This window comes from Kangiella spongicola, assembly GCF_003194565.2.
Classification (GTDB): Bacteria; Pseudomonadota; Gammaproteobacteria; order Enterobacterales; family Kangiellaceae; genus Kangiella; species Kangiella spongicola.
Genome location: NZ_QICH01000001.1, coordinates 892959 through 917954 on the forward strand (window position 1 = coordinate 892959; position 24996 = coordinate 917954).

The 24996-nt window shown below is 43.8% G+C and carries 24 protein-coding genes; 18 read left to right on the top strand and 6 right to left on the bottom strand.

The genetic code is table 11. The features are described 5' to 3' along the window. Positions 1-26: 26 nt before the first annotated feature. A complete protein-coding gene (locus tag DL796_RS04015; protein WP_110200216.1) occupies positions 27-740 on the bottom strand; it encodes a CPBP family intramembrane glutamic endopeptidase in 714 nt (237 codons plus the stop codon). A gap of 174 nt (positions 741-914) precedes the next feature. On the opposite strand from DL796_RS04015, the gene mnmG reads away from it, so the two are divergent. The 18 genes from mnmG to DL796_RS04105 all read left to right on the top strand — a co-directional run bounded on the left by mnmG (position 915) and on the right by DL796_RS04105 (position 18875). Beyond that, entirely contained in the window at positions 915-2825 is a 1911-nt protein-coding gene (gene mnmG / locus DL796_RS04020) for a tRNA uridine-5-carboxymethylaminomethyl(34) synthesis enzyme MnmG (RefSeq protein WP_110200218.1), read from the top strand. Positions 2826-3145: 320 nt separating this feature from the next. Beyond that, a complete protein-coding gene (gene rsmG, locus DL796_RS04025; protein ID WP_110200220.1) occupies positions 3146-3790 on the top strand; it encodes a 16S rRNA (guanine(527)-N(7))-methyltransferase RsmG in 645 nt (214 codons plus the stop codon). 120 nt (positions 3791-3910) lie between these two features. Next, a complete protein-coding gene (locus DL796_RS04030; protein ID WP_110200222.1) occupies positions 3911-4681 on the top strand; it encodes a ParA family protein in 771 nt (256 codons plus the stop codon). Positions 4682-4710: 29 nt separating this feature from the next. After that, positions 4711-5616, top strand: coding sequence for a ParB/RepB/Spo0J family partition protein (locus DL796_RS04035; protein WP_110200224.1), 906 nt, complete (start codon positions 4711-4713; stop codon positions 5614-5616). Between the two features lie 140 nt (positions 5617-5756). Next, entirely contained in the window at positions 5757-6137 is a 381-nt protein-coding gene (locus DL796_RS04040; protein WP_110200226.1) for an ATP synthase subunit I, read from the top strand. A gap of 69 nt (positions 6138-6206) precedes the next feature. Continuing rightward, positions 6207-7082 carry a F0F1 ATP synthase subunit A gene (gene atpB / locus DL796_RS04045; protein WP_110200228.1) on the top strand — a complete coding sequence of 292 codons (876 nt, stop codon included), beginning with the start codon at positions 6207-6209 and terminating at the stop codon, positions 7080-7082. 119 nt (positions 7083-7201) lie between these two features. Continuing rightward, entirely contained in the window at positions 7202-7471 is a 270-nt protein-coding gene (atpE, locus tag DL796_RS04050; protein WP_110200230.1) for a F0F1 ATP synthase subunit C, read from the top strand. A gap of 62 nt (positions 7472-7533) precedes the next feature. Then, the gene (locus tag DL796_RS04055; RefSeq protein WP_110200232.1) at positions 7534-8004 is read left to right on the top strand and encodes a F0F1 ATP synthase subunit B; all 471 of its coding nucleotides are present in this window, start codon (positions 7534-7536) and stop codon (positions 8002-8004) included. A 9-nt stretch (positions 8005-8013) separates the two neighbouring features. Continuing rightward, positions 8014-8550 (top strand): F0F1 ATP synthase subunit delta, encoded by a 537-nt coding sequence (locus DL796_RS04060; RefSeq protein WP_110200234.1) that lies wholly within the window; start codon positions 8014-8016, stop codon positions 8548-8550. A gap of 12 nt (positions 8551-8562) precedes the next feature. Next, the gene (gene atpA, locus DL796_RS04065) at positions 8563-10110 is read left to right on the top strand and encodes a F0F1 ATP synthase subunit alpha (RefSeq protein WP_110200236.1); all 1548 of its coding nucleotides are present in this window, start codon (positions 8563-8565) and stop codon (positions 10108-10110) included. Positions 10111-10182: 72 nt separating this feature from the next. Next, positions 10183-11043 (top strand): F0F1 ATP synthase subunit gamma, encoded by an 861-nt coding sequence (gene atpG, locus DL796_RS04070; RefSeq protein WP_110200238.1) that lies wholly within the window; start codon positions 10183-10185, stop codon positions 11041-11043. A gap of 77 nt (positions 11044-11120) precedes the next feature. Continuing rightward, positions 11121-12497 (top strand): F0F1 ATP synthase subunit beta, encoded by a 1377-nt coding sequence (atpD, locus tag DL796_RS04075; RefSeq protein WP_110200240.1) that lies wholly within the window; start codon positions 11121-11123, stop codon positions 12495-12497. Between the two features lie 49 nt (positions 12498-12546). After that, on the top strand, positions 12547-12972 hold the full coding sequence (locus tag DL796_RS04080) for a F0F1 ATP synthase subunit epsilon (protein WP_110200242.1): 426 nt from the start codon (positions 12547-12549) through the stop codon (positions 12970-12972). A 236-nt stretch (positions 12973-13208) separates the two neighbouring features. Further along, positions 13209-14606, top strand: a complete 1398-nt coding sequence (gene glmU, locus DL796_RS04085; RefSeq protein WP_110200244.1) for a bifunctional UDP-N-acetylglucosamine diphosphorylase/glucosamine-1-phosphate N-acetyltransferase GlmU — start codon at positions 13209-13211, stop codon at positions 14604-14606. Between the two features lie 5 nt (positions 14607-14611). Next, on the top strand, positions 14612-16441 hold the full coding sequence (glmS, locus tag DL796_RS04090) for a glutamine--fructose-6-phosphate transaminase (isomerizing) (protein ID WP_110200246.1): 1830 nt from the start codon (positions 14612-14614) through the stop codon (positions 16439-16441). 13 nt (positions 16442-16454) lie between these two features. Further along, positions 16455-17189 (top strand): thiol:disulfide interchange protein DsbA/DsbL, encoded by a 735-nt coding sequence (locus DL796_RS04095; protein ID WP_110200248.1) that lies wholly within the window; start codon positions 16455-16457, stop codon positions 17187-17189. Between the two features lie 26 nt (positions 17190-17215). Next, positions 17216-17818 carry a thiol:disulfide interchange protein DsbA/DsbL gene (locus DL796_RS04100; protein WP_110200250.1) on the top strand — a complete coding sequence of 201 codons (603 nt, stop codon included), beginning with the start codon at positions 17216-17218 and terminating at the stop codon, positions 17816-17818. A gap of 130 nt (positions 17819-17948) precedes the next feature. Continuing rightward, a complete protein-coding gene (locus DL796_RS04105; RefSeq protein WP_110200252.1) occupies positions 17949-18875 on the top strand; it encodes a lysophospholipid acyltransferase family protein in 927 nt (308 codons plus the stop codon). Between the two features lies 1 nt (position 18876). Here the strand turns inward: DL796_RS04105 and DL796_RS04110 are convergent, their stop codons facing one another. The 5 genes from DL796_RS04110 to def all read right to left on the bottom strand — a co-directional run bounded on the left by DL796_RS04110 (position 18877) and on the right by def (position 24710). Beyond that, entirely contained in the window at positions 18877-20328 is a 1452-nt protein-coding gene (locus DL796_RS04110; RefSeq protein WP_110200254.1) for a TrkH family potassium uptake protein, read from the bottom strand. A gap of 29 nt (positions 20329-20357) precedes the next feature. After that, a complete protein-coding gene (trkA, locus tag DL796_RS04115) occupies positions 20358-21731 on the bottom strand; it encodes a Trk system potassium transporter TrkA (RefSeq protein WP_110200256.1) in 1374 nt (457 codons plus the stop codon). 159 nt (positions 21732-21890) lie between these two features. Continuing rightward, the gene (gene rsmB / locus DL796_RS04120) at positions 21891-23207 is read right to left on the bottom strand and encodes a 16S rRNA (cytosine(967)-C(5))-methyltransferase RsmB (protein WP_110200258.1); all 1317 of its coding nucleotides are present in this window, start codon (positions 23205-23207) and stop codon (positions 21891-21893) included. 34 nt (positions 23208-23241) lie between these two features. Next, positions 23242-24195 carry a methionyl-tRNA formyltransferase gene (gene fmt / locus DL796_RS04125; protein ID WP_110200260.1) on the bottom strand — a complete coding sequence of 318 codons (954 nt, stop codon included), beginning with the start codon at positions 24193-24195 and terminating at the stop codon, positions 23242-23244. Positions 24196-24206: 11 nt separating this feature from the next. After that, positions 24207-24710, bottom strand: coding sequence for a peptide deformylase (def, locus tag DL796_RS04130; RefSeq protein WP_110200262.1), 504 nt, complete (start codon positions 24708-24710; stop codon positions 24207-24209). Positions 24711-24996 lie beyond the last annotated feature (286 nt).

A 24996-nucleotide genomic window follows, 5' to 3' on the forward strand; every position in this document is an offset into this window, starting at 1 on the left:
GTCAACAATCGTTCGCTTTAAATAAATTATACCAACATCAGAATACTGAGGTTATAACTGGCGTGGCATATAATGGGGTTAAGGATAGAACCACTGCGCTCACGGATGGCCGCAATAAATACCCCCAATACAAAAATAGCAGTTAATCCTACCCAGTAGTTATAATATTCTAGTAGGTGAAAAGCCATAAATACAACTGCGGATAGGAATATTGCCAAATATACACCAAACCGAGCGCGCATAGCATCATAAATCAGACCACGAAAAAGATACTCTTCGAATAAAGGGGCTAACACCACGGTTCCTATTATCAACAGGGCTTGGGCGTAAAAACCGCCGTTCTTAATTAATTCGAAAGTGCTGCTGCGACCGATTTCGGGAGGGTAAAGCTGGCTTAGCTGTAGAGTTACAACGGCCACAGCAAATCCGATAAGTAAAGAAACCAAGAACCATTTTATAGAGGTGGAAAACAGTTCTCGGACTACTTTATAAAGGTATTCTTTGGTTAAAAATAGCAATAACCCATAAGAAAATAAGATGGATATAATGAGGGCTACGATCAGGGTTAAGCCAGATGGTTGTCCAGCGTTGTCGCTAGCGACGTCGGAGTTTAAGGTTTCAACCAGGAATAACGCCAAACTGGTGGTTAGCGATAGTAGAAGTAAGGTTGCAAGCGCAAGCCAAAGGCTATAAATCACGTGGACATTACTGTTATTAGGCTGTTTTTTATCTTTTATCACTAGATATCGTTATTAAATTCCCTAAAGCATTGATTTTAAGGTTAACAGACAAGAAAAGATAGTCAAAAGCTGTTCAAAAGTTATACAAATCAGAGTATGATCTCGCCCCCTATCCTTAGAGGGTTTACAATAGCCTTCTTTGTTTGTGAATTTATTTAAGTAAGAGTTCGATTTATGCGTTATCCAGAAAATTATTCAGTCATTATTATCGGCGGCGGCCATGCGGGAACAGAAGCTGCTTTAGCCTCTGCGCGCATGGGCGTAAAGACGCTGTTATTGACGCATAATATTGATACTTTGGGGCAAATGTCTTGTAACCCAGCGATTGGTGGCATCGGAAAAGGTCATTTGGTCAAAGAAATCGATGCACTAGGCGGTGCTATGGCGCAAGCTATCGATCGCGCGGGTATTCAATTTCGTACGCTTAATGCCAGCAAGGGCCCTGCGGTTCGTGCTACTCGAGCTCAGGCTGATCGCGCGCTGTATAAAGCGGCTATCCGTGAAACCCTGGAAAACCAAGAAAACTTGGATATTTTCCAAAATGCGGTGGTTGATTTAATTGTAGAAAATGAATCGGGTGCTGGCTTAGCGGATCAAAAAGTCGTCGGCGTAAAAACCCAAATGGGCTTAGATTTTTATGCTGAAGCTGTGGTCTTAACCGTCGGTACTTTCTTAGGCGGTAAGATTCATATCGGACTACAAAACCACTCAGGTGGTCGCGCTGGCGATCCGCCATCAGTGGCGCTGGCCGATCGTTTGCGTGAACTGCCCTTCCGCGTCGATCGCCTAAAAACAGGTACGCCGCCACGCATTGACGCTAAATCTGTCGATTTTACACAGCTTGAGCAACAACCAGGTGATAACCCTGTTCCGACCTTCTCTTTCATGGGGGACGTGTCGCAACATCCTGAGCAAGTGCCTTGTTGGATTACGCATACTAGCGAAAAGACTCACGAGATTATTCGTGGTGGACTCGATCGCTCACCAATGTACTCCGGCGAAATTGAAGGTATTGGCCCACGTTACTGCCCATCGATTGAAGACAAGGTGATGCGCTTTAGCGATAAAAACAGTCACCAGATCTTTGTTGAGCCGGAAGGCCTTAACACCCATGAGTTATACCCTAACGGTATTTCCACCAGTTTACCGTTTGACGTGCAAATGAATTTGGTTCGCTCGATCAAAGGCTTTGAAAATGCGCATATCACACGCCCAGGCTATGCCATCGAGTATGATTTCTTCGATCCGCGTGACTTAAAAGCCTCTTTGGAAACAAAGTTTATTCAAGGCTTATACTTTGCCGGACAAATTAACGGCACCACAGGCTATGAAGAAGCTGGCGCACAAGGCTTGATTGCGGGTATGAATGCAGCGCTTCAAGTTCAAGGCAAAGAAAGCTGGTCGCCACGTCGCGACGAAGCTTATATCGGCGTATTGATAGACGACTTAATTACTCGTGGTACGCAAGAGCCTTACCGCATGTTTACCTCGCGCGCCGAATATCGACTGATCCTGCGCGAAGATAATGCTGATTTGCGTTTGACCGAGCGTGGTCGCCAATTAGGGTTGGTCAACGAAGCACGCTGGGTTGCTTTTAATCAGAAGCGTGACGCGATTGATAGCGAATTAAAGCGTATCTCGAAACTGGTGATCACCCCTGAAAGCGAGGCTGCTACAGAGCTTAATAAAGTGCTAGAAAAGCCGCTCAGTCGTGCATATAAAGCGCAAGAACTACTGCGCCGCCCTGATGTGAGTTATGATTTATTGATGTCTCAGCCAGAGCTAGGGCCAAAGGTCGAGGACGTCAAAGTTGCCGATCAAGTTCAGATCCAAACCAAGTACTCAGGTTATATCGAGCGACAAAAAGACGAGATCGAACGTAATTTGCGCAATGAGCATACTGAATTACCAAGCGATATTGATTACACCCAGGTCAAAGGCTTATCCAACGAAGTGGCGCAGAAACTGCAAAACCTAAAACCTGAAACCATTGGCCAAGCCAGCCGTATTTCAGGCGTCACACCAGCCGCCATTTCATTGTTGTTGGTGTATTTGAAGAAACGTAAGCATTTGAAGTCAGCTTAAAGTAACAGGTTACGGAAAATAACCCCGTAAACATTAGCTGAGCGAATTAAAATTATAGAGCGAATTAGGCAGGGATAGCCTAATTCAGTCAAAACGAGACAGGATGTCGAGTTTGACGGCTCGTGATAATTTTAAAGAGAGAAGGTAGCCTTTAGGCCTAATGTTTGGGGCGCCCTTTCTTTTCGCCCTTTTCTTTGGGCGTCAAAGAAAAGGGTAATAACTTATTAAGACCTTTTTAAAGGGATACAAACTATCAAGAGATTGCCGCGGCTTCTAAGAAGCCTCGCAATGACGGCAATGATTTAACAAAAGAGAAAAGTGTGAACCCTCAATTAAAACAACTTCAACCAGAATTTAACCAAGAGTGTGAAAAGCTTGGAATCACGGTAACTGATGAGCAGAGTGAGCAATTACTAACCTATTTGTCGTCGCTGCTAAAGTGGAACAAGGCATTTAACCTGACCGCAATTCGTGATCCGAAGGAGGGTTTATACCTTCATCTGTTGGATTCTGTGGTGGTATCGCCGGCGGTTGCGGAGTTTGATAGCTGTCTCGATGTGGGTACAGGTGGCGGTTTACCGGGTATTCCATTGGCGATACTTAACCCAGAAAAGTCATTTACTCTGCTCGATACTAATAGCAAAAAAACACGCTTTTTAAAGCAAGTGGTGTATGAATTAGGCCTTGAGAATGTCACTGTGGTCAACAAACGGGTGCAAGACTTCAACCATGAATCAGGGTATGCTTGCATACTTTCGCGAGCTTTTGCGTCCTTAAAAGATATGACGGATTGGACACAACACCTTATCGCGCCAGAGGGACAATGGTTGGCAATGAAGGGGTTATATCCGCAGGAAGAGATTGAGGAATTAGACGAATCGCTAAAATTAGTCGATTCCAAGCAAGTAAAGGTTCCCAATTTGGACGCAACACGGTATTTTATTTATCTACAAAAAGCAGGGTGACAGAGCTTTTGTAAAAACAGCCAGCACAATCGACGAGTCTCGCTGGACATCAAAAGTTATTAATAATAAATTTACCAGCTCTTATTATGACCCTGAAATAACAACAACTTGAGGTGACTTGTGGCTTATATTATCGCCATTACCAATCAGAAAGGCGGCGTTGGCAAAACGACCACCAGTGTGAATCTTGCGGCTTCGTTGGTTCAAGAAAAGCAACGTGTGCTGATGATTGATATGGACCCTCAAGGTAACGCCACCATGGGCTCGGGCATCGAAAAGTCCGAATTAGAGTTGTCGACCTACGACTCTCTGATGGAGCCGGAAGAAATAAAGAGCCATATCGTCAGTTCTGATGTGGCTGGCTATGATGTGTTGCCGTCGAACGGTGATTTAACGGCTGCTGAGGTCCATCTGCTCGAGTTTAACGATAAAGAAAAGCGCCTAAAGCAAGCATTACAATTGGTTGATGATTTATACGATTATATTTTAATCGACTGCCCGCCTTCGCTGAATATGCTGACCTTGAACTCGTTGGTAGCCTCTAACTCAGTGATCATTCCGATGCAGTGTGAATATTATGCCTTAGAGGGGTTGTCGGCGCTGTTGAACACCATTCGTCAGGTGCAAGAGCACGTTAACCAAGACTTAGTTATCGAAGGCATTTTGCGCACCATGTATGATCCGCGCAACCGATTATCCTTAGAAGTGTCAAGACAGCTCTTTAGTCACTTTTCGGACAAAGTTTACCGCACCGTTATTCCAAGAAATGTACGACTAGCGGAAGCGCCGAGCCATGGCGTGCCAGTATTGTTCTATGATCGCAGCTCCAGCGGTTCAAAAGCCTATCTAGCATTGGCAGGCGAAATCATTAAGCGTCGAAACGCAGCATAAGCAAAGAATTCAAGTATAGAGGATATCTCATGAGTAAACGTGGTTTGGGCAAAGGATTGGATGCATTACTGGGTAACAGCACCAGTAAATCAAAGGCTCCATCGAAAGAAGTAGGTTCAAACGCTGACTCAGAATCTCTTTTAAACCAAGACGGCGTTTTAAAAGAGATGCCGATTGAGTTTTTACAACCTGGCCAATATCAGCCACGCCGAGTCATGACCGAGGAAGGTCTCGAAGAGTTAACCGACTCGATCCGCGCCCAGGGTATGATTCAGCCGATCGTTGTGCGCCCTATCGCAAAAGAAAAATACGAAATCATTGCGGGAGAACGTCGCTGGCGTGCTGCACAGCGAGCTGAATTACACCAAGTTCCTGTAATCATTAAAGAAGTTCCCGATGAAGCCGCCATAGCGATGGCGCTGATCGAAAATATCCAACGTGAAGATTTAAACGCGATGGAAGAGGCCAATGCGCTACATCGCCTGAAGGAAGAATTTAACTTGTCGCACCAGCAAACCGCAGACGCGGTGGGTAAAAGTCGTACTACAGTGACTAATTTACTGCGTCTAATGCAGCTGACGGAGGCCTGTAAGACGTTACTGGAGCGTGGTGACCTCGAAATGGGTCATGCCAGAGCTCTGCTTGCTCTTGAGGGCGAGAAACAAGCTGAAACTGCGAAAACCGTGGTGCAGAAAGGGTTAACCGTTCGTGAAACGGAAAAGCTTATCCGCAATATTAACGATCCGAAACCAAAACCCAAAAAAGAAGCTAAAGATCACCATATCGTGAGCCTTGAGCAACAGCTGGCCGATAAAATTGGTGCAACGGTTGCCATCAATCATGGCGCCAAAGGTAAAGGCAATTTGGTGATAAATTACCATAGCTTGGATGAGTTGGACGGTATATTACAACATTTGGGTATTGAGTCAGACTAAAACACAAGGTATGGGTGTTGGTCTAAGTTATTGACTATTGTCGAAAAAAAAAACAGCTTTGTGATAGTCGTTTGGTTGATAAAAGGCGGGTAAATCTTTATACTTGCCGCCCGAATTGTGGTGAAACTGGTATAAATGGCATGAGTCAATCATTAGCTCGGAAAGGCCGTATGCAGGCTTATAAAATGGTTCTCGTGCAGCTAATCATCAGTTTTATCTTGTTCCTGATTGGCTTGATGATCTCAGGAACGGTCAGCCTTTCTCTAGGGGTTGGAAGTCTAATTGTAGTTGTGGTGAACTTTATTTTTGCCACAATCGTATTTCGCAAAGCTGGCGCGCAAGCGGCACTAGATATAAAAAAAGCACTAAATTTAGGCGAAAGCTTAAAATTAATGTTGGCTGCAGCGTTAATGGCATTGGCATTTATAGTATTACCGGTGGAAGGCGCCCCACTACTGATTGGATATTCAATCATAGTGCTATCACAGTGGTTTGCACCGTTAATTATTAAAAGTGATTGAAGGGACGCTTTACTTGAGGTACAAAGTAAAGCGTTTTACTTGATTAAAAAGTATAGGGTTTAAGAAGCAATGGCATCTTCAGAAAATCTAGATAGCGTTGGTTATATCAAGCACCACTTGCAAAACCTGCAAGTGTGTAAAACTGATCAAGGTTGGGTGTGGAACCAGTGTCAAGACGCCGGTTTTTGGGCAATCAACGTCGATAGCTTACTTTTTGCATTCCTACTAGGTGCCCTATTTTGCTTTAGCTTCTGGCGTGTCGCTAAAAACGCAAAAATAGAAAACCCAGGCAAATGGCAGTCAATCGTAGAAATGATTGTCGAGTTTGTAGACAAATCCGTTAAAGATACCTTCCACGGCAAAAACCCATTAATTGCACCATTAGCGTTAACCATTTTTATGTGGGTTATCCTGATGAACATGATGGACTGGATCCCTGTAGATCTTCTGCCTTGGGTCGCTGAACAGACTAACGTTCATGTATTAGGCAACGAGCCTCATACCTCATACTTAAAATTCTTGCCGACAGCTGACGTCAATATCACATTCAGCTTATCGATAGGCGTGTTCTTACTAATCCTTTTCTACAGCGTTAAAGTGAAAGGCATTGGTGGCTTCGTCGGTGAACTCACCTTGCACCCGTTCTCAAGTAAGAACAAGTTCGTGCAGGTGCTACTAATCCCAGTTAACTTGTTGATGGAAACTATTGGTCTAATCGCTAAACCGATTTCACTAGGTCTACGTTTATTCGGAAACTTGTATGCAGCCGAGCTGCTATTCATCTTGATCGCGATCTTGATGTCGACTGGTATCGGTGGCTTTGTGGGTGGCTTTATCAGTTACATGGGTTGGGCAATTTTCCACATCCTAGTAATTCCGCTACAAGCATTCATCTTCATGATGTTGACGATTGTTTACTTAAGTCAGGCGCATGAAGATCACTAATCGGAAGTCTTTGATAGCTGAAATTGAGACCCCGTTTAGTAAAGAGTTTTAAGTTTTAAAGTTTAGTTTTTTTATTTTTAGTTTTTAACATTTAACCATTTCTCGATTGGAGGAAAACAATGGAAACTTTGTTCGCGTTCACAGCATTAGGTGTGTTGTTAGTATTAGGTCTTGGTGCTTTAGGTACTGCGATTGGCTTCGGTCTACTAGGTGGTAAATTCCTAGAAGCTTCAGCTCGTCAACCTGAGTTAGCTCCTATGCTACAAACTAAAATGTTCCTAGTTGCTGGTCTTCTGGATGCGGTAACCATGATCGGTATCGGTATCGGCATGTGGTTCACATTCGCAAGCCCATACGTTGGTCAATTGCAGACTTTAGTAGCAGGTTAATAAGTTTGCACGCTGGTATTTATACCAAAACCATGACTAACTACTAGAGAGGGGGAATCAAAGTGAATGTAAACTTGACCCTAATTATCAACATGATTTTCTTCGCGGTCTTCGTGTGGTTCTGCATGAAGTTCGTGTGGCCCTACATTATGGGCGCCATCGAAGAACGTCAGAATAAAATTGCCGAAGGTCTTGCTGCTTCAGAAAGAAGTCAAAAAGACCTAGAGCTTGCTCAAGAAAAAGCAGCTGAGATTTTACGTGAAGCAAAGAGCCAATCTGCTGAGTTAGTAGATTCTGCGAAAAAGCGTCACACTGAGATCGTTGATTCTGCGAAAGATGATGCGCGTGCCGAAGCAGACAAAATTAAGTCTGGTGCACAAGCTGAAATCGAGCAAGAAGTTAACCGTGCGCGTGAACAGCTACGCTCTAAAGTAGCGACTCTTGCAGTTGCTGGTGCTGAGAAAGTTATCGAGCGTAACATCGACGAAGCAGCGAACAATGACATGTTCGATAAGCTAGTCGAAGATTTATAAGGGTTAACTATGGCAGAGCTATCTACTATTGCAAGACCATACGCAAAAGCAGCATTCGAATATGCTCTTGGTTCTCAGACTGTGTCTGAGTGGGCAAGCATGTTAGATTTTGTCGCTCAAGCCGTTAGCAATGACAAAGTTGCAGCATTAATTACTAACCCTGCCCTTTCTTCTGAACAGAAAGGTGATGTGGTGTTAAAAATTGGTGAAGGCCACTTAGTCGATAAAGTACAAAACTTTATTAAACTGCTTGCAAGAAACAATCGCTTAGAAGCATTGCCAGCGATTCGCCAGCGTTTCGACGTATTAAAAGCGAATTACGATAAAACTGTTGATGTAGAAGTTACATCAGCGATGGCGTTAAGCGACGATCAATTGCAGCGACTAACAGACAAGTTGACGACAAAACTTGGTCGTAAGGTTAACATTGAAACACAAGTAGATTCTTCAATGATTGGTGGACTGGTTATCAGAGCCGGAGACATGGTTATTGACGGATCAATACGCGGTAAGCTCAACAAGCTTTCCGAAACGCTAAGAGCTTAGTGAGGAAGAAGCATGAGTGTGCAACTGAATCCATCTGAAATTAGCGAGCTGATCAAAAAGCGTATCGACTCTTTTGAAGTTGTGAGCGAGGCTCGTAATGAAGGTACAATCGTTAGTGTATCTGACGGTATTTTACGAATTCATGGTCTAGAAGAAGTCATGGCTGGTGAGATGATTGAACTCCCTGGCGGTAAATATGGTATGGCTTTGAACCTAGAACGTGACTCTGTCGGTGCGGTAGTACTTGGTGACTACACAGACATCGTCGAAGGTATGACTGCTAAATGTACGGGTCGTATTCTAGAAGTTCCTGTTGGTCGTGGTTTGTTAGGTCGTGTTGTTGACGCCCTAGGTAACCCTATCGATGGTAAAGGTCCAATTGAAAATGACGGTTTCTCTCCAATCGAGAAGATTGCACCTGGTGTAATCGCACGTCAATCGGTTGACCAGCCAGTACAAACTGGTATGAAATCTATCGATGCGATGATTCCAGTAGGTCGTGGTCAGCGTGAGTTGATTATTGGTGACCGTCAGACTGGTAAAACAGCAATCGCAGTAGATGCTATTATCAACCAAAAAGGCACAGGCGTTACTTGTGTATACGTAGCGGTTGGCCAAAAAGCATCAACAGTAAACAACATCGTTCGCAAGCTAGAAGAGCACGGCGCTATGGACCACACTATCGTGGTAGCAGCAACAGCCGCTGATGCAGCTGCATTGCAGTTCATCGCTCCTTTCTCAGGTTGTTCGATGGGTGAATACTTCCGTGACCGCGGTGAAGATAGCTTAATCGTATATGATGATTTAACTAAGCAAGCTTGGGCATATCGTCAGATTTCATTGCTACTTCGTCGTCCTCCAGGTCGTGAAGCATATCCTGGTGACGTATTCTACTTGCACTCGCGCTTACTAGAGCGTGCAGCACGAGTAAATGCGGATCACGTAGAAAAGATTACAAACGGTGAAGTTAAAGGTAAAACAGGTTCATTAACTGCATTACCAATCATCGAAACTCAAGCGGGTGACGTATCTGCTTTCGTACCAACTAACGTAATTTCGATTACTGACGGTCAGATTTTCCTAGAAACTGACTTGTTCAACGCTGGTATCCGTCCTGCGGTAAACGCGGGTCTATCGGTATCGCGTGTAGGTGGTGCGGCACAGACTAAGATAATTAAGAAGCTTGGTGGTGGTGTTCGTCTAGCATTGGCTCAGTATCGTGAACTTGCGGCTTTCGCACAGTTTGCATCTGACCTTGATGACGCAACGCGCGCACAGCTAGAGCACGGTCAGCGTGTTACTGAGTTAATGAAGCAGAAGCAATATGCTCCGTTATCAGTAGCTGAGATGGCTGTATCTTTATACGCCGCTGAAGAGGGTCATTTGAAAGATGTTGAAATCAACAAAATCGGTGACTTTGAAGATGCATTGCTAGACTACTTCAAGAATCAGCAAAGCGACTTGTTGAATGAAATCAATGAAAAATGTGATTACAACGACGAAGTCAAAGCTAAGCTTGAAGAAGCTGTAACTAAGTTTAAGTCTACGCAAACTTGGTAAGAATTGTAATGAAGGGTGCTCTATGCGCCCTTTGCTACTTACCAAACACTAATTTTAGACTGGAAATAGAGTATGTCAGGCGCTAAAGAGATTCGTACAAAAATTGGATCGATTAAGAATACGCAAAAAATTACTTCTGCGATGGAAATGGTTGCAGCAAGTAAAATGCGTAAAGCGCAAGATCGTATGGCATCATCACGTCCTTACGCTGACAAAATCCGTACAGTAATTAAGCATATTGCGCAGGGTACTCCAGAGTATCACCACGCATACATTACTGAGCGTGACGTCAGACGTGTGGGTTATATCGTAATATCAACGGATCGCGGTTTATGTGGTGGCTTAAACATTAACTTGTTTAAAAAAGCCCTAAACAGCATGAAAGAATGGTCTGATCAAGACATCGAAGTTGATATGTGTCTAATCGGCAGCAAGGCTACTGGTTTCTTTAAAAGAGTCGGTGGTTCAGTTGTTGCTAAGACATCAGGTTTAGGTGATACACCTGAAGTTGAAGATCTAATTGGCGCAGTAAAAGTGATGTTGAAAGCCTACGATGAAGGTCGCATCGATCGTTTATTTATCGTAACTAACGAGTTTGTGAACTCGATGACGCAAGAGCCTAAAGTTGAGCAGTTATTGCCTCTTCCAGTAGGACAAGATGATGAATTGCGTCACCATTGGGATTATCTATATGAGCCAGAAGCAAAGCCGCTACTGGACAAATTGATGGTTCGCTTTATTGAGTCACAAGTTTATCAGGCAGTTGTTGAAAACATCGCCTGTGAGCAAGCCGCACGAATGGTAGCGATGAAAGCTGCTTCGGATAACGCGGGTGATCTTATTGATGACCTTGAGCTTGTTTACAACAAAGCACGTCAGGCAGCCATTACTCAAGAATTGGCTGAAATTAGTGCTGGTGCAGCTGCGGTTTAATCCATTGCTTTTGCGTGAATACGTTTGCGTAAAATAGAAAGATAAGTTTTTAGAAGCTTAAGATTGAGGAAATCAATATGAGCACAGGTAACATTGTAGAAATTATCGGCGCGGTTATCGACGTTGAGTTCCCGCGTGATAGTGTTCCTAAAGTTTATGATGCACTTACAGTAACCGATACTGGCTTAACTTTAGAAGTTCAGCAACAGTTAGGTGACGGTGTTGTACGTTGTATCGCGATGGGAGCTTCAGATGGTTTACGTCGTGGGCTTGAAACAACTAATACTGGCGCGCCAATCCAGGTTCCTGTGGGTACTGAAACCCTAGGCCGTATCATGGACGTGCTTGGTAACCCAATCGACGAAAAAGGCCCTATCGGTGAGAAAGAGCGTATGTCTATTCACCGTAAAGCGCCTTCAATTGAAGAGTTAGCACCAGCTAACGAACTTCTTGAGACAGGTATTAAAGTTATTGACTTGGTTTGCCCATTTGCGAAGGGTGGTAAAGTTGGTCTGTTCGGTGGTGCTGGTGTAGGTAAAACCGTAAACATGATGGAACTTATCCGTAACATCGCGATTGAGCACTCAGGTTTCTCAGTATTCGCTGGTGTTGGTGAGCGTACTCGTGAGGGTAACGACTTCTACCACGAAATGACTGACTCTAACGTAATCGACAAAGTATCACTAGTATACGGTCAGATGAACGAACCACCGGGTAACCGTCTGCGTGTTGCTTTGACTGGTTTGACGATGGCGGAAAAATTCCGTGATGAAGGTCGTGACGTACTATTGTTCGTTGATAACATCTATCGTTATACACTAGCAGGTACTGAGGTATCGGCACTACTAGGTCGTATGCCATCAGCGGTAGGTTACCAGCCTACTCTAGCTGAAGAAATGGGTGTTCTACAGGAGCGTATTACTTCAACTAAGACTGGTTCGATTACTTCGATTCAGGCGGTATACGTACCTGCGGATGACTTAACTGACCCATCTCCAGCAACGACGTTCGCACACTTAGATGCAACGGTTGTACTTTCTCGTCAGATCGCCGAGCTAGGTATTTACCCTGCGGTTGACCCACTTGACTCAACTTCACGTCAGCTTGATCCATTAGTAATCGGTAACGAGCATTATGACGTAGCACGTGGTGTTCAAGGTGTATTGCAGCGTTATAAAGAGCTTAAAGATATTATCGCGATTCTTGGTATGGATGAGCTTTCTGAAGAAGATAAGCAAACTGTATCTCGTGCGCGTAAAATCCAGCGTTTCTTATCACAGCCATTCTTCGTAGCAGAAGTATTTACTGGTGCTCCTGGTAAATATGTATCATTGAAAGATACTATTTCTGGCTTTAAAGGCATTCTTAACGGTGAGTATGATCACCTGCCTGAGCAAGCGTTCTACATGGTTGGCTCGATCGAAGAAGCGGTTGAGAAAGCGAAAAACCTTTAACCAGCCCTGCTTAATTGTAAAGACTAATTGTTAAGAGGGGGGAGACCCAATGGCAATGACTGTACATTTGGATATCGTTAGCGCAGAAAGCTCAATTTTCTCGGGAATTGTAGAGCGTTTAGTTGCGACAGGTGATTTGGGTGAGCTAGGTATTGAGCCTGGCCACGCTCCCCTGCTAACGTCCCTAAACCCAGGCCCAGTTAAAGTAACTTTGCCAGGTGGAGAGGTTGAACTGTTCTTCGTTTCAGGTGGAATGTTAGAAGTTCAACCACACATGGTAACGGTTTTGGCTGATACAGCGGTACGTGCGGAAGATGTCGACGAAGCGAAAGCTTTAGAAGCAGAAAAAGATGCGCGTGAAGCTTTGGCTGATCAAAGTTCTGAAATTGAGTACTCAAAAGCTGCTGCTGAATTAGCAGAAGCGGTTGCTCAGTTACGCACATTACGTGCCATTAAAAAGAAAGCTGGTAAGTAATTCTTTTTAATGCAGAGTGATTTAAAAAAGGTGGCTTAGGCCACCTTTTTTATTAGCTATAAGAAGTATAAATTAAACTGGAAATGCTTAAGAGTTCGTACTGTTTATTTATTAAAACAACAAAAACAGTTCAAATGTAAAAAAAGCGAAGTGTTGCGAAATTTGATAGGCAAAGAAAGCAAAAAGAAACACTAAGTGTTAAAATAAGCGCTTAACTTCAACGAATTAGAATAATTATGGCACTCAGTGTAGTCATTTTAGCTGCGGGAAAAGGAACTCGCATGCGCTCTAACCTACCTAAAGTATTGCACCCTATTGCTGGCCGCTCTATGTTGGAGCATGTGATAAGTACAGCCCAGGAGTTACAACCTCACAAAATTGTTGTTGTGGCTGGCCATGGTATCGAGCAAGTCGAAAAGCAACTAAAAGAAATACCGGTAACAATTGTGGAGCAAGCACAGCAGCTAGGTACCGGTCACGCCGTAGATCAAGCGTTACCAGTGATCGACGACAAAGACCAAGTATTAGTACTGTATGGCGATGTTCCATTGATTAAGGGCGAGACATTAAAAGCACTAACACAGGCGCAACCAGAAAACGGTATAGGTTTATTGACTGTAAAGCTTGATGATCCTATCGGCTATGGCCGCATTATCCGAGACAGTGAAGATAACGTGGTTGCAATTGTTGAACAAAAAGATGCTAACGATGAACAGCTTAAAGTTAATGAAGTGAATACAGGTATCCTTTGTGCAAACGGTGGGCAGCTAAAAGAATGGTTGTCTAACATCGACAATAATAATGCCCAGGGGGAGTATTACTTAACAGACTGTATTGCTATGGCGGCTGAATCAGCCTTAGAAGCGAGCGGTGTTGTCGCTTGTCATCCAGAATCAGCGATAGAAGTAGAGGGTGTTAATAGTCGCGTTCAATTAGCACAACTTGAAAGACGCTACCAAGAAGCTAAGGCGCAAGCTCTATTAGAGCAAGGCGTAACCCTAATTGATCCAGCTCGATTAGACATTCGCGGTGAACTTAACTGTGCTAGCGATGTCTTGATTGATGTTAATGTGATTATAGAAGGTAATGTCACTATCGAAAGCGGTGCGACAATTGGTGCCAACGTTATTTTAAGCGACTGTACGATCGGTGCGCACACCACAGTTAAGCCAAACAGCATGGTAGAAGGCGCAACTATCGGCAAGAGTTGCCAAGTAGGTCCTTTTGCTAGAATAAGGCCTGGCACCCTTCTAGAAGACGAAGCGTTTATAGGCAACTTTGTTGAAACCAAGAAAACAACGCTCGGCAAAGGTAGCAAAGCCAGTCACCTGACCTATCTTGGCGACGCTAATATTGGTGAAGGAGTTAATGTTGGAGCCGGTGTGATTACCTGTAACTATGATGGCGCTAACAAGTTTGTAACCACCATAGAAGATGGTGCTTTTATTGGTTCAGACAGTCAACTTGTAGCTCCTGTGACAATTGGTAAAAATGCCACAGTTGGAGCTGGTACTACCGTAACCAAAGATGTTGCGGCGGAAGAATTATGTATAAGTCGTGTAGCCCAAAAAAGTATTTCGGGTTGGCAAAGGCCAGTAAAAAACACGAATAAAAGCAAAAAGAACGAGGAATAAAGATAATGTGTGGAATTGTTGGTGCTATTGCGCAGCGTGACGTTAGCGATATTTTAGTTGAAGGACTAAAGCGACTTGAGTACCGAGGTTATGACTCTGCTGGTGTTGCCATTTATCATGATGGGCAGGTTGAGCGTATCCGTCGTGCAGGAAAAGTATCAGAGTTAAAAGATGCGTTAGCTAATAGCCCTATAGCGGGCGGTCTTGGCATTGCACATACGCGCTGGGCGACCCACGGTGAACCTACCGAGAAGAACGCACACCCGCATATGTCCAAAGACAATATCGCGCTGGTACATAATGGCATTATTGAAAATCATGAAGAGTTGCGCGAAGAATTAAAGTCGAAAGGATACGTATTTAAATCAGATACTGATACAGAAGTGATCGCGCATTGCTTGCATGAAGAACTAAAAAAACACGAAACCTTATTGGCTGCCTTACTAGCGACCACCAAAAAACTTAAAGGTGCTTATGGTACCGTCGCTATTGACGCAAACCAGCCTGACAAGATGGTTGTGGCACGCTCTGGCAGCCCGCTCGTTATAGGTAAGGGTATTGGAGAATACTTTGTAGCCTCAGATCAATTAGCATTGCTACCAGTAACTCGTGACTTCTTGTATTTAGAAGAAGGTGAAGTAGCTGAAGTAAGACGTGACGGCATAACACTACTCAACAGTGATGGTGAGCAAGTAGAACGTGAATTTGAAACATCAAATATTCAGCACGATGCTGTTGATAAAGGCAACTTCCGTCACTTTATGCTTAAAGAAATTTTTGAACAGCCTTCAGTCGTGGCGGACACTTTAGAAGGTCGTATTGTCGATAATCAAGTGTATATTGAAACTCTTGGTGACAATGCAGCGAAAGTCTTTGAGCAAACCGAAGCACTACAGATTATAGCTTGCGGCACTAGTTATAATGCGGCTTTAGTTGCTAAATACTGGGTTGAGCATTACCTTAATATTCCATGCTTAGTAGAAATAGCGAGCGAGTATCGCTATAGAACAACGGCGACTATCCCGAATAGCTTATTCATCACCATTTCACAATCTGGTGAAACAGCCGATACTTTAGCAGCTCTAAGCAAGGCTAAGAACGAAGGCTATTTGGCGAGTTTAACAGTATGTAACTCCCCTGCTTCTTCAATGGTTCGTGAGTCTGACTTTACCCTACTAACTCGAGCTGGTACAGAGATCGGTGTCGCTTCGACTAAAGCATTTACCGCCCAGTTGGTATCATTGTTGTTACTCACAATATCTATCGGTAAAGCAAAAGGCTTAGCTAAAGAGACTGAGCACGATATCGTAAAAGCGTTGGAGCATTTGCCAAGTGAGATCCAAAAAGCATTAGATCAAGCTGATGATATTGATAAATTATCAGAAGCTTTTTCAGAAAAACACCACACCCTATTCTTAGGGCGTGGCCAGCAATACCCTATTGCGATGGAAGCAGCGTTAAAGCTGAAAGAAGTGTCTTATATCCACGCCGAAGCGTATGCGGCGGGCGAGTTAAAGCATGGTCCTTTGGCCCTGATTGATAAAGATATGCCGACAGTCGTTGTCGCACCAAACGATAACCTGTTAGAAAAATTAAAATCCAACATCGAAGAAGTCCGCTCGAGAGGCGGTAGTTTATTTGTTTTTGCAGATAAGTCAGCTAAGATTCAGGATTCAGACGGTATAACGGTGTTCCCTGTAGATAGTAGCTACAGTGTGACGGCCCCAATAGTCTATACGGTTCCATTACAACTGTTGTCCTATTACGTCGCTGTGATAAAAGGAACGGATGTGGATCAGCCGAGAAACCTCGCAAAATCAGTAACGGTCGAGTAACTAGGAGTTATTAATGAATTTGAAAGCAATTACAACAGGCTTAATGGCAGTGGCGTTATTTGCGCTAACGGCTTGTAATAACGAGGGTGCGGATAAAACTAAAGCCGCAAGTGAAACAAAATCTCAAACCAAAGAAGAAGTTACAGTTAACCAAAAGGAAGACAAAAAACCTGTAAAGAGTGAACCTGTAAAGGGTGAGCCAGTTAAGGTCGAGCTTAAAGAAGGCGTTGACTACATCGAGTATACCAACCTAGAGGCGAGCGAAGAGCCGCTGGTTTATGAGTTCTTTTCATACACCTGCCCTCATTGTTATAACCTTGAGCCAGTAATGATCGAGTGGAAACGTAATTACAAAGCTGAAGAAGTAACATTTAGACAAATACCCGTATTCTTGCCACAAGTACCTCACCTTACCTATGGGTTTTATACTGCTGAAGAGTTAGGTGTGCTCGAAGAGTTTCACTTAACCATGTTTGCAGAGTGGCATGAAAACAATAATCGTATTATTGATAAAAATGGCTTAGTTCCTTTGTTTGAGAGCATTGGTGTAAGCAAAGAAAAGTTTGAACAAGCCTACACTTCGGAAAGCGTTGAGAAGAAAGTTGAAGAAGCAAAAGCCTTAATGGCTAAGTTCCAAGTAACAAGCTTCCCGTTGTTAATAATCAACGAAAAGTACAAAGTAAATTCTTACGAGAATTTACAGCGACTACTAGGTAGTTTCGCAATAACAAATACTAAAGAATCTTAATTTAGAAGCATTTAGAGAGGATGTTTATGAAGGTAAAATATATTTTAACGCTAGCACTAGCATCAGCCTTAGCGTTTGGCGCCACCTCAGTTAGCGCCGCAGTAAAAGAAGGTCAAGACTATAAAGTGTTGAGTGGCGCTGAAGCAAGCTCAAAGCCCATTGTGCACGAGTTTTTCTCGTATCACTGTGGTGCTTGTTATTCTTTTGAGCCAATGATTCAAAAGTGGAAAAAGAACGATCGACCAGAAGGCGTTAAGTTTGAACAAGTACCTTTATACATGAGCCGAGCGCCGCACCTAACTTATGCTTTCTATGTTGCAGAAGCGTTAGACGTCAGTGATAAAGTACATCCTGCGATTTTCCATGAATGGCATGCTGAGAAAAATGTTCTTTCAACAAAAGACTCACTAATTCCAATCTTTAAAAAAGCTGGAGTGAGCGAAGAAGATTTTGAAAAAGCTTATACATCGTTTGGTGTAAACAGCAAGGTTCAGTACGCGAAGAAACTTGCTCGTGATTTAAAAATCATTAAAACGCCTACGGTTATCGTTAATAAAAAATACGAGGTAACAAGTTATAACAACTTGAATGAATTGTTGGGTACTTTCGCTTTAGAAAATACCAAATAATTTAGGCGCCTTTAGTAAGTAGAAAATGCCAGTGTTCACTGGCATTTTTTATGGGTATACTATTGTTAATAAAAATAATAAGCGTTGAATAGTTTTAACATTATCTCAATTTATAGTTGTGTGCCGAAGTATGACAAATCCCACTGATAAAAAACAAAGCAAAGGTAAGGTTGTAGAGTCGAAACCTATAAAGGTAAAGATAATCTGTGCAATCATCGGGCTTTTTGCCAATATGCCTGAATTTATCGGCAGGGTATTTGCCTGGATCTTTGCACAGTGTTCAAGACTCTTTAAAACCAGAGGCTATCGCACAACTATTACCAATCTCGAACTTTGCATGCCAGAACTTGATCAGAAGGCGCGTAAGCTGTTGGCTTATAAAAGTTTGAAGCACACTGGGCGTTTGTTTATTGAGGCCGCTAAAATTTGGCGTAAGTGTCAGGGCGAGCGCTATATTGGCAACATTTACGGTGATGCAGAAGTAAAAGCTAGTCTAGCTCAAGGTAAAGGTGTGTTGTTTACAGGTTCTCATATCGGCAACTGGGAAGTAGCGCTCTATTACTTGGGTAGCAATTATACATTCCACTGTATGTACCGCCCTCCTCGTCAGCAAGAGATGGATGAAGTAATTAGTAGCGGTCGTTGTCAAAACAGTACCGCTATGGTGCGTGGCGACAGTCGTGGAGTGATGCACCTGATTAAAATATTAAAAGCCGGTGAGGTAGCTGCCGTACTTAGTGATCAAGAGCCGGGTCGTGGCGCAGGGGTTTTTGTACCTTTTTGCGGCAAAAAAGCTTTGACCATGACGTTAGTACAAAAGATCCAACAGAAAAGTAATGCTAATTTGTTTGAGATTGCGGCTATTAAGAATGCAAATGGTCAGTACGATGTTCATTTAAAACCACTTGAAATAGACCAAGATTTGGATGAGCTGGAGTATGCAACTGAAGTGAATAAGTGCTTAGAGCAAACCATCCGACGTTATCCTGAGCAGTATCAATGGTCTTATAAACGATTTAAAACCACTGAAAACGGCGAGCCTAACCCCTACCGCTAGATTATTTGCGCCAGAAATAAGGTGTGAATAATACCAATAGCGTGAAGATTTCTAAACGTCCCAATAACATCGCGAAACTAAGAACGTACTTGGTAAGATCGTTCAGCGAACTGTAGTTTTGTGCAACCTCGCCTAATCCAGGGCCTAAGTTATTCATACTGGCCGCAACCGCTGAGAAAGCTGTAACCTGATCGAGACCTTGCGACAGTAAAATAAACATTAAAATGACAAAGAACATGATGTAAGTGGCGAAGAATCCCCAGACGGAATTAACCACTTTGTCATTCACAGACTCTTTGCCGAGTTTAATAATAAAAACCCCGTTAGGGTGAATTAAGCGTTTAATCTCACGAAAACCCTGCTTAAACAGCAGTACGATTCGTATAACCTTCATACCGCCAGAGGTTGAGCCAGCGCTACCGCCTGGGAAGCTGACAAAAATTAGAAGCACCGATACAGCCAGTGGCCAAGCATAATATTCCGCAGTGGCAAAGCCAGAGGATGTGGCAAACGATACCGTATGGAAAAGTGTGTGTAAAAATGCTTCGTAGAAAGAGCTGTAATTATAGTCAATTAGTAAAATGATGGCGCCAATTAAGCCCACCGTTAATAGAATCAAGGTGTACACACGAAATTCTGTGTCCTTTAAATAGGGCGTCATACTCAATTTTCGCACAGCGAAAAAATGCAGTGAAAAATTAATGCCGCCGAGGAACATAAAGAGAATACAGATCATTTCGATAGTATCGTTTTGGAAAAAGCCAATACTGTCGTTATGAGTGGAGAATCCGCCAGTAGCGACAGTACTGAAACTGTGACCAATCGCATCGAACGCCGACATACCCGCTAACCAATAGGAGAAGGCACAAGCAATGGTTAATCCAACGTAGATATACCACAGAGATTTAGCCGTTCCTGCGATACGAGGAGTCAGTTTTGAATCTTTCATGGGCCCCGGAATTTCAGCACGATAAAGCTGCATTCCCCCAATGCCGAGCATAGGCAAGATGGCAACTGCTAAAATGATGATACCCATACCGCCTAGCCACTGAAGCTGTTGGCGATAAAAAAGGACCGAGTGCGGTAATTCATCAATATTGACGATGACGGTAGCACCTGTGGTGGTGATACCGGAGAAAGACTCAAACACAGCGTCAGCAAAAGATAAGGAATATTCGCCAATAAGAAGGAATGGAATAGCGCCGATAAGGCTTAGTACCGTCCAAAACAAAGACACGATAAGGAAACCGTCGCGTATCTTTAGTTCATTTTTAGCTTGTCGCTTTGAGAGGAAGATGAAAAAGCCGCTGATGAGGGCTAAAACAAAAGTCGCAAAAAACGCACTACCGCCACCATCTTTATAAATCAAGGCAACTATACTCGGCGGGATCATGGTCAAGCTAAAGATCATGATCAATAGGCCTAAAGTACGGGTGATAGTGGCAAACTGCATTATAAGATTCCCAAAACTCTTAGACGCACTTAAAAATAAGTCACATTAACTTGGAATAACCGCTCGACGTCTTGGATGTAATCCTTATCAATCATGAACAACACCACATGGTCGTCTTTGCGAATAATGACGCTATCGTGTGCAATAATCACCTCTTCGCCACGCACCACAGCGCCAATCGAGGTTCCTGGTGGCAGGGCAATTTCACTAATAGCGCGACCAACCACCAGCGAGGTCTGCTCGTTACCTTTGGCAACGGCTTCAATCGCTTCGGCAGCACCGCGTCGCAATGAGTAAACACTCGATACGTGTCCACGCCGAATGTGGGTTAATAAGCTACCAATAGTGACCTGCTGTGGTGAAATAGCGATATCAATCTCATGGCCAGGAATTAAGTCAACATAAGCGGTGCGGTTAATCAACACCATGGTTTTACGCACGCCCAGTCGCTTGGCTAACAACGCTGACATAATATTGGCGTCATCGTCGTTGGTGACCGCAATAAACAAATCGAACTCGCTGATATTCTCATCATTGAGCAAATCTTCATCGGACACGTCGCCGTGTAATACCAAGGTATCTTCGAGATTGTTGGCTAGCTCTTCTGCCCTTTGCGCATCACGCTCAATGATTTTAACCAGCATCTTTTTTTCCAGACGCTTAGCCAAACCCTGTCCAATGTTGCCGCCACCGGCGATGATGACCCTTTGATAGGGTTTTTCTAGGCGTTGTAACTCACTCATAACCGAACGTATATGTTTTTTAGCGGCAAGGAAAAACACCTCGTCATCAGCCTCGATAACCGTATGCCCTGTGGGCACAATCGGTTTACCACGTCTGAAAATAGCCGCGACTCGAGTATCTACGTTTGGCAAATGCTGTTTTATTTCAGCCAGCGCATTGCCGACCAGTGGGCCGCCATAATAGGCTTTTACCGCAACCAAACGGACTAAACCATTGGCGAAATCCAACACCTGGAAAGCACCAGGATTATCCACCAGCCGCTCGATATACTCAGTGACAAGCTTCTCTGGGCTAATAACAACATCGACAGGAATATGGTTATTAGTGAAAATTTCGGACTTGTCGTGATAGTTGCTGGAACGAATACGAGCGATTTTACTAGGAGTTTGATAGAGGCTGTGTGCAATCTGACATGCGATCATGTTGACTTCATCGCTACTGGTCACGGCGACCAACATATCGGTATCGTCGATCCCTGCTTTTTCCAAGACATCAGGATGTGCGGCGTGGCCAACGATAGTGCGCAAATCCAAGTGATCTTGGATATATGCCAATCGCTTTGGATCCGAATCAATTAAAGTAATGTCGTTATCCTCACCCTCGAGGCTGAGCGCGAGACTGGTACCGACTTGGCCAGCGCCTAATATGATAATTTTCATAACGACAAATAATAAGCCTTCTTATTAGTATCTGATGCTTATGCTAACGCTAACTGCTTGTGATCGGAAGGGGTTTTTAAGCTTTATGCGTTTAATTATCAATTATTTAACATGATTTTGATGATTTGATCTTAAGATCTAAAGTTTTAGGTCTTTGCACTAAGAGTTCTTCTGCAACAAGGCATAGTAGAAACCATCCATATCATCGGTGCCTGGTAAGATCTGGCAGCCGATCTCTATCTGACTAATTTGTTGAATCTCTGAGGGTAATTCAAGCAGAGTTGAATTGTCGAACTTGCTCTTAAATTCCGTGATTTGTAAGCTATTTTCCTCTAAAAGTATTGAACAAGTTGCGTATAGCAGTTTTCCACCTGGCTTTAGGGCATCCCAAGCGGCGACTAGCAGCTGCTGTTGGATCTGCACCAACTCATCAATATCTTCATCACGACGCAATAGCTTGATATCTGGGTGGCGACGAATAACGCCGGTGGCGCTACAAGGCACGTCCAACAAAATCGCGTCGTATTCGGCCTCTTTGCCTTGCATAAAGTTCAAGGCATCTTCTGCGTGAATGTTTGCCCCCAGCTCTAAACGCTCCATATTTTCTTGAATACGCGCACATCGTTTGGGATCAATGTCTACCGCATCTAACAGTAAAGAATTATTGCTTTGCTCAAGTAGATGGGCCGTTTTTCCACCTGGTGCAGCGCAAGCATCCAACACCTTTTGCCCTTCGCTTGGAGCCAGCAGTCTCGCGGCTAATTGCGCCGCAACGTCTTGTACCGAGCAATGACCTTCATCAAAACCAGGGATAGAATGCACAGGAACGGCCTGCTCTAAGACCACAGCACTCTCGACCAAAGGGTGTTTGCGGTAACCCAAGCCAACCTCATCGAGCCTAGCGCAAAATTCATCGCGACTAATCTTCATAAGATTAACGCGTAGGGACATTGGTGCTTGTTGGTTGGATTCTGTGAGTATTTCCTCAACTTGGCCCTTATAGTGCGGTTTTATGCGGTTAATGAGCCACACAGGGAAGCTGAATTTAGTTTCCCAATCGTTATCAAGCTTTTGATTTAATTGCTCTTTTTGGCGCGAATATGTGCGAAGCACACCATTAATTAACTTTGTCGCCCAGTCTTTTTTCAGCATACGACAGGCATCGACTGTTTCGCTGATTGCGGCGTGATCGGGAACGCGACTATATTCGAGCTGATAAAGGCCGACGATTAACAAACACAAAAGATCTTGGTCTTTCGGCTTAAATTTTTTCTTTAGTAAAGAATGGGTTAAGGCATCCAAGCGCTCAAAGTAACGACAACAGCCAAGCACTATAGCCTTAAAAAGAGATGTATCGCTGGGGTTTTCAAACTCAACTTGAGATAAAACATCGCTAGCGGACTGGCCTTCAAAGGCAATCAGCTCAAGAGATTTTGCCGCTTGGCTACGTATGTGCGTCGAGTTTAATAGTGCCAAAAGAGATACCTTCTAAGGTTATATGGAGACAGTTTTAAGAAAATTGAGCGCCATTGGCCAATAATTCTTGGTTTTTAGGAGCATTTAACAGATCTTTAACCGACATTTTACGCGAACCCGGTAGTTGAAGCTCAGTTAATAGCAGATGGTTTTCACCACAGGCGACAAGAACACCACTTTTATCTGCGCTAATGATAGTACCAGCAGACTGCGAGCTCTCAGCTTCAACTACCTCTGAGGCCCAAACACGGATCACCTTATCCTCAAGTTTGCTTTGCGCCACAGGCCAGCTGTTGAAGGCGCGAACAGTGCGCTCGATTTGATGTGCGCTTTGGTTCCAATCGATAAAGGCTTCTTGTTTGCTCAGTTTGTGCGCATAAGTGGCTAGCGAATCATCCTGCGACTCGGCGCTAAAGTTATCGCTCGCAATATTGTCCATGGTTGAAACCAATAGTGTGGCGCCTTGAGCTGCTAATTTGTCATGAAGCGATGCGCCTGTGTCATCGGCCGTGATCGGCGTTACCGCTTTGCTAATCATTGGCCCTGTGTCTAAGCCAGCCTCCATTTGCATAATGGTAATGCCACTTTCGCTATCCCCCGCCTCAATAGCGCGTTGAATTGGGGCTGCACCGCGCCACCTTGGTAATAAGGAGCCGTGCACATTGATACACCCCAAGCGAGGAATATCGAGAACCGTTTGTGGTAGCAATAGTCCGTACGCGACAACCACCATAATATCGGCGTTATAGCTTGCTAGCTGTTGTTGAGCTTCTTCTGCTTTTAAGCTGGTGGGTTGTTCGACAGGGATGTCGTGTTGTAACGCCAGCTCTTTGACGGGGCTCATGCTGATCTTTTTACCACGACCAGACTGGCGATCTGGTTGTGTATAAACAGCCACAACATTATGTTTTGAGTCCAAAAGCGCCTGTAGGCTGGAAGCCGCAAAGTCAGGGGTTCCAGCAAAAATTACGTTTAAAGAACGACTCATGGAGTGGTTACTCACTTACTTTGACGCTGTTGTTTTTCAAGCATCTTACGAATTCGATTGCGCTTAAGTGGTGATAGGTAATCAACAAAAAGCTTGCCTTCTATATGATCGTATTCGTGCTGAATACATACCGCTAACAAATCGCCGGTATCAATTTCGAATTCTTCACCATGGCGATCTTGGGCCTTAACCACAACTTCATTTGCGCGTTGAACCTTGGCGTAAACACCCGGAAAAGACAAACAGCCTTCTTCCATCTCTTCGATGCCACGTTTTTCGATGAACTCTGGGTTAGCGAAAACCAAAGGCTCGCTTTTGTCTTCGGAAACATCAATCACGAACAGGCGCTTGTGATAATCAACCTGAGCACCAGCTAAACCAATACCAGGCGCAGCGTACATAGTCTCGAACATATCGTCGACTTGTTGCTGAAATTCATCGCCAAAGTCGGTAACAGGCTCTGCTTTTGTGCGTAAACGGGTGTCTGGAAACTCTAAAATTTCTAATTTTGCCATGTAAATAATATTTTATCGGTTAAAAGGGGTAGCTACCTAGCTATATGGGGGCGATCATAATCAATTCGACCCAGAATGACCATTTTTTGGGCGAAAAAACTGCCTAAAACGGTGAAAATAATGATTAGACTGTGATTAAGTTGTAGTAATGTGCTAAGAAATGTTGATAAGATGATGATCCTTATAGGGTTTAGAGATTCTACGTTTGGGGTTTGGCTGTTTCCTTTTGCCTGTTTTCAAATTATATGCTTTGCAGTATATTGGAATCAGAGATAAGAGGATCCGA